Genomic DNA, 8,563 nt, shown 5'->3' with positions numbered 1-8,563 from the left:
AAAGGATTGTATGGGTGTGCTGGGAAATTTAGTACCTTCCTGCAAAGAACCCCTAATAGCTGTGGGGCGCCTACATCTAGCTTTCTATTTCATCTCTTTAAATACAGCCACCAGATTTGTAAAGTAAATGGTGGTAGTGCTCTCAAAAGCCGAATCAGTCCCGAAAACTACCCAAACTTCCCCTTTGTCATTACTGGTCACCGTGTAGTTGTCCAGTTTTTCCTGCATGACGCTGTCTGGTTGGTAAGGTAACGTTTTTAGTCGGTATAATTCATCATGAGTATCTACACCAATAGTTCCTATCAGCACCATGTCTTTACCATCAAGTGCTTGATTGCCTTTATCCAGAGCCATTCGGTAATATCCTGCATCATCAAGATATCGGGCTGGCTTGCTGGCTATCGCACCTATCTTCAGATAGACGGAATCTCCAGGCGAACCACCGCTTCCTACAGAACCAGTAGGAGCATTTGAAGCAAACTCAAGGGAAAATTGTACCCTATAAGAAGTATTTGGCTTTAAACCGTTTAATTTTTTGAAGGCAAACATGAATAAATCATCACTGTGATTGTTGCCTGTAATTTTTAAACCCGGCGTATGGGATTTTATTTCTGAAGGTAATCGCGACCCAGATTTAAAACCTAACTCATAGAACTCTTCTTCACCTTGAGGATAGTCTGCAAAGGACACGGTGAATTTATCGTTTTTGGTAAAAATATACTTAAAGGATTGGATATCCGTGGGGTTACTCTGAGCAGATAAATTTAAAGGGAGCCAATACATTGCGACAACGATGAATAGCATGCACCTTCTTATGAAGGTTAGTGACTCTTTTTTGCTGTATTTTTCGTTCAAAATGAATCTCAGCTGAGTTATTTGTTTTTAATTTTACCATGCTGACTGAGGACTGTCTACCCTCTTAGAACATCAACAGAGCAGGGTTTATTACTCTTTATTTGCGTTGAGATAATTTATATTTTTTATTGGCTTATAATTAGAATTAGGGGTGTTATCCATGTAAGGAATTATGTATGCGCAAGCTGCCTTTTAAAAAATCGCCAGTAGGTTCTATTGGTATTGAGCTGGAATTCCAACTTATTGATCCTCGTTCCTTTACATTGATTTCACGGGCCAAGGATCTCATCAGAAATATTAAAACAGGACCTTTTCAACTTAGAATTACACCTGAAATTACTCAAAGCATGATTGAGATTAATTCATCCAAGCATGCCTCTGTTGTCACCATGCTGGAGGAGTTGGCGGAAATACAGGCTTATTTGCTAGAGCAGGCTAATGAGCTTAATATTGCAATTTGTGGTGGTGGGACGCATCCATTCCAAACCTGGGCCATGCAAAAAATATTTCCTTCTAAACGCTATAAAAAAGTGTCCAGGAAATTCCGTTATCTATCAAAAATGTCAACCGTTTTTGGGCAACATATCCATATCGGGTGCGGCAATGCCGAAGACGCTCTTTATTTAACCCACGCCTTGGCACGTTATGTCCCACATCTCATTGCAATTATGGCGTCTTCTCCTTTTTATCAAGGGGTAAATACCAATTTTTGTTCTTCTCGTTCTACCGTATTTAATGCGTTTCCATTAAGTGGGGTTATCCCTTATTTAATTAACTGGAATGAGTTTTCAGAGTATTACTATAAGTTACGCAGTCTGGGAATAGTTGCGAGCATGAAGGATTTTTATTGGGATATCCGGCCCAAACCTGAATTTGGCACAGTAGAAATCAGGATTTGTGATACTCCTCTAACCATTAAAAAAGCGTTGTTGATTACGGCTTATGTTCAGGCTTTATCTCTCTATTTATTAGATCAGCGCCCCTCACAAGTGGGCCATGATCTATACTATCTATATAGCCATAATCGGTTCGAGGCCAGCAGATATGGTTTTGATGGCCGATTTACTAACCCTTATACCTTGAAACAAGGTTTAATTCTTGATGATTTAATTGATACGATTAAAAAGATTGAGCAATACACCACCCAATTAAATAATACTGCGTACGTTGCTGAACTATTGGATGATGCTATCAATGGCATTAATGATGCGAAGATATTAAACGAATTATTTAAACAGAAAAAATCGTTACCTAAGGTGGTGGCAGAGCAGTGCAATATATGGGCGAAACCAATTAATTAACACGGATGTATTAATAGGGGATGTTGATGGATGATCACTTTATTTCAGACGAGCAGGATATATCAGAACTTAATGAATTAGCGAATAGAGCCCTGGGCAAGTATCTGGGACCGAATGAAATAAATCTGCTATTGAAATACAGCCAACCTGTTTTATTCAATTCAGGAGAGGTGTTGTTGCAGCAAGGCGTGCGAATTGACGGAATATATCTCATACTCCAGGGTACCGTTCTCGTCAATGCGATAATTATGGGGCAGGGGACTAAACGTTTGGAAAGCCTGTTCCCAGGCCAATTTGTGGGCGCAATCAGTTTTATGGAAAAAGGTCCATGCTTTACCTCCTTTTTAGCCACTGATAACGTTTTATGCTTATTAATCCCTAATAGCTATTTCCAGCGTCTTGCTTATGATTCTCCAGATACGAAATATAAATTGTTTCAAGAGCTTGCCCGGCAGATTTGCCTTCGCTTAAAAACAAGCCATGATATTGTTACCTCGTTCATTTCTGAGTCAAAGATGACCAGCTTGTCTTTTTTCGACAGGGTGATTCACTCTTTGAACCAGCCGTCAAAAATGGTCTTTGAAGACAGCGGAGTTAATAAAGATTATTTATATAATAATCCTTTGTTTAAAGCATTTACGACAGAAGAGCTTGAGGAGTTGTTCCACCATTTTGTTATGTTGGACGCATCAAAAAACTGTAAATTAATCAGTGAAGGTGAAAAAAATGCGTCTTGTTATCTGGTTCTTTATGGGGCAATACAGTCTTGCATTATTCAGGACGGGAAATTAGCCAAGTTGTCAGTAATAGGACCGGGTACTTTATTGGCAAGCATAGGCTGCATTGATAGAAGCTCCTCTTTTAACATTACTTACATTACTTGTGAACAAACTATGCTGTTTAAATTACCTGTTGCGGCACTGCAATTGATTAAAGAGGAAAAGCCTGAACTATGGTACAAATTATATGAGCTGATTTGCGGCTCCGTGACCGCATTGAAGAAATCCATCGATAAATTGAATATACGATTACATACTGAACTCTACAATAGGTAACTGGATATGTGCAGAATATTGACCTACCTTGGGAAACCCATAGTAGTAGAAGAGCTCTTATATAAACCGGATAATTCCTTTATAAAACAGAGCTATAATCCTAAATACATGTCTCATTTGCTGAATCTGGCAGGTTTTGGGATGGCGGCTTGGGATAAAGCATCGCATAACCCTGAATTTCCTTATCTTTATAAGACACCGCAATTACCCTTTTATGATGGTAATCTCCGTAATCTTGCTGCCAAGATATCCCCAGAGTGTCTTTTAGCTCATCTGCGTGGAGTTGCTTATCATGAAAAACAGATTGTTTCCAATCAAAACGTTCATCCTTTTGTCATTACAGGTTCCAATATCGTCCTTGCTCACAACGGCTCCTTAGCTCATTTTGATCTGATGCGTTATGATTTACTGGAATACATCAAACCAGAATTTCGCCAATTTATTCATGGAACCACTGACAGCGAATGGATATATGCAGTGTTTCTTTCTCAATTACCTGGATTGTCTGATACTTATAAGACGGAAGAGATTATTACCGCGGTTCTTGAAACATTAAAAATCCTTCAGGCTGTGCGTAAGAAACGTAATATAAAAATAAATTCCCCTGTCAATCTGTTTGTAACAAATGGCGAGTTTATTGCTGCGACTCGCTTTGTTTTGGATTATGGTTGGCAAGCAATGGATGCAATGCCCTCACATACCGGTTATCACTCTTTGTGGTATACCTACGGCGATCATTATGGTTTTTATGATAATACTTACAAAATGAGCGGGCATAGTGAAAAAAACAGCATTATTATTGCTTCCGAGCCCTTAACCGAAGACACGACCACCTGGCTGGAGGTGCCTGAATACACCTTGGTAATTGCCAGGCGATTGGGTGATGAGATCAAAATATCATCTCAGGACATTAATATATAGCCTAAGAGATAAAATTCAGTATCAATTCGTTAACAGTGTTTGCCTGTTCTACTGGGCTGGAATGAGCCCCGGGAATGATTTTGAATTGAGCGTCAGGCAAGCATTGAGCCAGCTCCTTACTTTCTTCGGGCAGGGCAATAATATCTTCTTCCGCTGCGATAACCAGCGTGGATGAGTGAATGTCCTTTAGCCAGTTCCTGGAGTCAAAAGGTAGCAAGGCTTTTAATTGCCGCTCCTGATCGCTGATGGATTGAGGAAAAGGGTTTTTGAGTAAATCTTCTTTAAAGGCTTTGATCAGCTCCGGATTGGCAAGAAAATGGCTGGAAAAAAACCAGGGTAGAGCGGTGTCGATGAATAAATCGAAGGGTATCTGGGCTTCTCGTAATTTATAAATGTTGTTCAAGGTGTTTATGGTGCGTACGTTTAGTTTTGCGGCAGAGTTGAGGATAATTAATTTATCAATATGTTGGCCATGAGTTCTTGCAATCATTTGGGCTATGGCACCTCCCATCGATTGGCCAATAATATGCGGATGCTCAAGTCCTAAAGCGTTGATAAGCGCCATAGTGTCTTCGGCCATTAATTCCAAAGAAAAATCAGCACCTGAATCAAGCGTTTGGCCTATGCCGCGATTATCAAAGAGTAACACGGTGAATTGTTTTGCCAATTCTTCTTGCATGAGTTTCCAGAAGGTATGATCGCCGGTATATCCGGCTATTAATACAAGCGGCTGTCCCTGTCCTCTCAATTCATAATAGATGTTAATTCCATTTGCATTAATATTTGGCATAACGATCCTTCGTTTATTCAATGGTTAGATATAGCATAGCAAAAAAACGGCGAAATGATGGGGGATTATTCCTTTGCTGTAGTCGGCCTGGTTGCGTCCATTAAGTTAAATGAAATAACAAGGTCCTTATTCGCTGCGGAATTAACTGAATCCAAGGTAGATATGAGGGATGCCTCAACCTTTTCTATTAATTCAAGCCTACTTTTCCAGGCAATAAATTCCTGATTAATAGTGATTTGTTGAACTTTTGTAAAACTTTTTTTGTCGCTTTTATCATATTGATCTTTTTCTATTTCAAATAATTGCTTTAATTCCTGAAGCGTACACCAAATTCCTTTTTCATAAAAATTATTACCTTTAAAAGCAGTTATCTTCTCTTCAACTTTTAAAGTGTTTTTTAACAGTATACTTGCATCATCACGTAAATTGTCTCCCGATAAAAGTGCAGCGTATATTTTCTGAGTTGCTATGCCACGTTTAGCCTTAACAGGTTGAACTACAAAATCATATACAGCTACCAATAAGTGCTGATCTCGACCATTTGTGTTTAGATCAATGCCATTTTCTTCAAATGTTTCATGGATTGCAGTGGCAAGCTTATTTTCAAGAAAAACCTGATAGCCTGCTTCTTTCATGCGGGTAATAATAGGTTGAAAATTTTTTTCATTAAAAACAATTTCTTCGTTGGTAAGACGAATTGTTCCATTTTGAATCTCTTCCTGAATTAACGTTTTGATAATCTTTTTGTTTGATTCTGTTAAAGGTTTTGAAGCTCCATCTCTTCTCGTGTTTCACTATGACGGGCAAGGGCAATGACTTCATATAATTGTTCATTTTTATAATGTCTGTATGTTCCATATAAATTAGCATCTTTGGGCATTTAGAAATCTCTTCAAATAGATAAAACGGGTACCTATAAGGCTTATTTTCTTTAATAATGGAGCATTATTCCAGGTGTTTTTATCCTGGTTGTGATGTTTCTGAAGATCCAGTAACTGGATCGGCACATTGTGTTATTGGCCCTTACTGGTGTATACGTCTTAATAGGAAAAAAATCCATGCTTGCCAAGGTGATCTTTGGTGTGAGGTAAATCAGGATACAGTCAATTATATTTACAAAGTGAAATTTGGGTTCCCATTCAAAAAGGAGTTGTTCATGGCGCTTAAACTATTATCTCTTTCGGAAGTGAAGCAAAGTATTACCATGGTTGAGGCCATTGATGCTATGGAGAGGGCATTTGTCCAATTAGCACAACAAGAAGCAATCTTGCCTTTACGAACAGGGATTCCAGTAGGTACAAATGGGTTAACACTAACCATGCCTGCTTATTTATCGAAAGAAAAAATCCTGGGATTAAAAACAGTTACCGTGTTTCCTGATAATGTACAGCACAATAAGCCATCCATTAATGGAACTATTTTATTGCTTGATGCTACAACCGGTGAGCCTCTTATGCTGATGGATGCAGGTTATTTAACAGCCCTTCGCACTGGTGCTATTTCTGGTTTAGCAACCAAATATTTTTCACGAGATTTGCCCTCAACGGTAACCATTGTGGGAGCAGGAGTACAGGCCGTCACTCAGCTTGAAGCAATTGCTGCCGTGCGTCAAATTGAACGAATATTTGTGTGGTCACGGAATTTAGAAAGTGCACGAAAATTTATTAAGGAAATTGGAAGTTCCTACGATATTCAGGTTTGTGAGCACTTATCCTTAGCTTTGAAACAATCAGATATTATTTGTACTGCAACAGCAAGTACAGAGCCCTTGGTTTATCTACACGATCTTCAACCTCATGCACACATTAACGCGGTTGGCTCACATCATCCATCCATGCAGGAAATAAGTGGCGACGTGCTCCAAAACGCTGTGGTGATAGTGGATCAAATAGGCGCTGCAATGCAAGAAGCCGGCGAAATTATTAATGCCGTTGAGCAACAAAAAATTAAAAAAGAATCGATTATTGAATTGGGTTCTTGGTTATTAAAAAAAACACCTCATGCTCAAGAGCAGCTTACTGTATTTAAATCAGTTGGCCTTGCGATTCAAGATTTGGCAGTTGCTCAGGTTGTCTATCAAAATGCTCTAAAAATGAATTTAGGTTCTACGTTTAAGCTTAATTAATCCTTGAATTAGATAACATATGGACTATGTATTTAGCGATTCCAATATCTTGTGGGGCAATACCGCTCAAATCTGTAATGCTTACGTGGGCCTGTTGATTCAAAGACGATTGCAAAACAAAACCTATTTCAATTAAGGAGGACGCTTGAATTTTTTGGTTTTTTACTGCAATCGCCGAATCACCTGTTCTGCTATTGAAAAAACAGAGTCATCTATTTCTTGTTTACCCGGTTGATCAGCGCCAAGTGCAATAAAGTGTACCTTTTCAGCAATGTTATTTGCATAAACGAGAGGAGTAGTACTGGTTGTTGTGGAAATAACGACCCCTCCTTTTTTATCATGGTGGTTAAATCACTCTCATGCATTATAAAAGGATAGTTCTTTTGCATTTGAGCACTTTTGTTTTTATTCCTTCCCCACAATGAAATACAGGCATTGGGATATTGCTGATGCATTATCTCGATAACCTGTTTCGCCAGCTCTCCTGTCCCAATAATGCTAATCCTATCAGTTAACCAGGGGGGTAACGTTGAGGCAATACAGGCTGTTACTGCCGTTCTCAATGTTGTTAAATACCCAGCATCACACAATATGGCCAGAATCATTCCAGTTTCCTTACTGCATACGATGAATAATCCATCTCCTGGAGGCAAACCATATTGTGTATTAGCATAAAACCCAGTGGCAATTTTAACCACGAATAAAGCATCATTGCTGTTATAGCCGCCTTTAATATGACATTCACCATTTGACTCTGATATATTTAAATGAAATGGCATAGGCACAACACTCTTGCCATTTGCAAAATCAATCAGTTCTTTACTAATAGCGCTCATCATCTGCGGCAAATGAGACTTAATCTCTACCGATTTTATTTGTTCCATAGTGTAAATTATCATGAGCTAATCACCGCTTTAAAAAGATCTAAAACCTGCGGCATGTTGCGTCGACCAAAGCCAATTCGGAAATGGTTGCAGGGGTAGTCATACACCGATGCTGGCATTAATAAAATTCCATGTTCCTTTACAAGCTTTTCACAGAATGAATCGACAGATTCATCCGTCAGATAATTCACGAAGCCAACACAACCCCCCTGTGGTTTTACCCATTGAAACTTGTCTGGATTTTGTAAGAAAAACTGTTCTAGCAATGCGAGATTGTGAGCAACAATCTGGTTATTTCTATCCAGAAAATAATGCTTATTATGCAGTGTAATCAAACTTAGAATTTCTGATGGAGCACTATTACAAATTGACGCATAATCTTTCATTCGTTTGATCTTATGCAGCATGGATTGGTTTTGGCAAGCAATCCATCCTACTCGCAAACCAGCCATTCCAAATGCTTTGCTCATCACGCCTAACGACAAGGCTTTATCATAGACATCAGCAGCCGGATTAGCCCATGATTCAGAAGGTTTTCCAAGAAAACGATAGACTTCATCTGAAAAAAGTCAAATATCGTGTATTAAATTTGGGCCTCACTTTAAGAGCGTCATTAAGAAGCGAGCACCCAG

9 protein-coding genes and 3 pseudogenes are annotated in these 8,563 nt (G+C 38.9%); 5 read left to right on the top strand and 7 right to left on the bottom strand.

What is annotated here, in order from left to right; translation table 11 throughout:
- Positions 1–84 precede the first annotated feature (84 nt).
- A complete protein-coding gene (locus Q0495_RS12250) occupies positions 85–804 on the bottom strand; it encodes a hypothetical protein (protein ID WP_298626772.1) in 720 nt (239 codons plus the stop codon).
- Positions 805–1,031: 227 nt separating this feature from the next.
- On the opposite strand from Q0495_RS12250, the gene Q0495_RS12245 reads away from it, so the two are divergent.
- From Q0495_RS12245 to Q0495_RS12235, 3 genes are read left to right on the top strand one after another with little or no spacing between them, the layout of a single operon-like run.
- Complete coding sequence (locus Q0495_RS12245) at positions 1,032–2,156, top strand: YbdK family carboxylate-amine ligase (protein WP_298626770.1); 1,125 nt, start codon at positions 1,032–1,034, stop codon at positions 2,154–2,156.
- 26 nt (positions 2,157–2,182) lie between these two features.
- Positions 2,183–3,211 carry a Crp/Fnr family transcriptional regulator gene (locus tag Q0495_RS12240; RefSeq protein ID WP_298626769.1) on the top strand — a complete coding sequence of 343 codons (1,029 nt, stop codon included), beginning with the start codon at positions 2,183–2,185 and terminating at the stop codon, positions 3,209–3,211.
- A gap of 6 nt (positions 3,212–3,217) precedes the next feature.
- Entirely contained in the window at positions 3,218–4,132 is a 915-nt protein-coding gene (locus Q0495_RS12235; RefSeq protein ID WP_298626768.1) for a class II glutamine amidotransferase, read from the top strand.
- 1 nt (position 4,133) lies between these two features.
- On the opposite strand, the gene Q0495_RS12230 is transcribed toward Q0495_RS12235, so the two are convergent.
- The 3 genes from Q0495_RS12230 to Q0495_RS12220 form a co-directional block, all read right to left on the bottom strand.
- Positions 4,134–4,922 carry an alpha/beta hydrolase gene (locus Q0495_RS12230; protein ID WP_298626766.1) on the bottom strand — a complete coding sequence of 263 codons (789 nt, stop codon included), beginning with the start codon at positions 4,920–4,922 and terminating at the stop codon, positions 4,134–4,136.
- Between the two features lie 65 nt (positions 4,923–4,987).
- On the bottom strand, positions 4,988–5,557 hold the full coding sequence (locus Q0495_RS12225; protein WP_298626764.1) for a hypothetical protein: 570 nt from the start codon (positions 5,555–5,557) through the stop codon (positions 4,988–4,990).
- 122 nt (positions 5,558–5,679) lie between these two features.
- A complete protein-coding gene (locus Q0495_RS12220; RefSeq protein ID WP_298626763.1) occupies positions 5,680–5,802 on the bottom strand; it encodes a DUF1653 domain-containing protein in 123 nt (40 codons plus the stop codon).
- 57 nt (positions 5,803–5,859) lie between these two features.
- Here Q0495_RS12220 and Q0495_RS12215 point away from each other — a divergent pair.
- Together Q0495_RS12215 and Q0495_RS12210 are read left to right on the top strand one after the other, a co-directional pair.
- Positions 5,860–5,934, top strand: a pseudogene (locus Q0495_RS12215) (PhzF family phenazine biosynthesis protein); the annotation flags it as partial.
- 144 nt (positions 5,935–6,078) lie between these two features.
- Entirely contained in the window at positions 6,079–7,047 is a 969-nt protein-coding gene (locus tag Q0495_RS12210) for an ornithine cyclodeaminase family protein (protein ID WP_298626774.1), read from the top strand.
- Between the two features lie 162 nt (positions 7,048–7,209).
- On the opposite strand, the gene Q0495_RS16845 is transcribed toward Q0495_RS12210, so the two are convergent.
- The 3 genes and pseudogenes from Q0495_RS16845 to Q0495_RS12200 form a co-directional block, all read right to left on the bottom strand.
- Positions 7,210–7,320, bottom strand: coding sequence for a hypothetical protein (locus Q0495_RS16845; protein ID WP_367274417.1), 111 nt, complete (start codon positions 7,318–7,320; stop codon positions 7,210–7,212).
- 119 nt (positions 7,321–7,439) lie between these two features.
- Positions 7,440–7,931 (bottom strand): annotated as a pseudogene (locus Q0495_RS12205) (hypothetical protein); the annotation flags it as partial.
- Between the two features lie 11 nt (positions 7,932–7,942).
- Positions 7,943–8,488: pseudogene (locus tag Q0495_RS12200) on the bottom strand (aminotransferase class I/II-fold pyridoxal phosphate-dependent enzyme); the annotation flags it as partial.
- Positions 8,489–8,563: the final 75 nt, after the last annotated feature.

The sequence above is a fragment of the uncultured Legionella sp. genome (assembly GCF_937871865.1).
In the GTDB taxonomy this organism is placed as follows: Bacteria; Pseudomonadota; Gammaproteobacteria; order Legionellales; family Legionellaceae; genus Legionella.
Note: the sequence above shows the minus strand (reverse complement) of the source record. Positions and strands in the feature narration are given on the sequence as shown.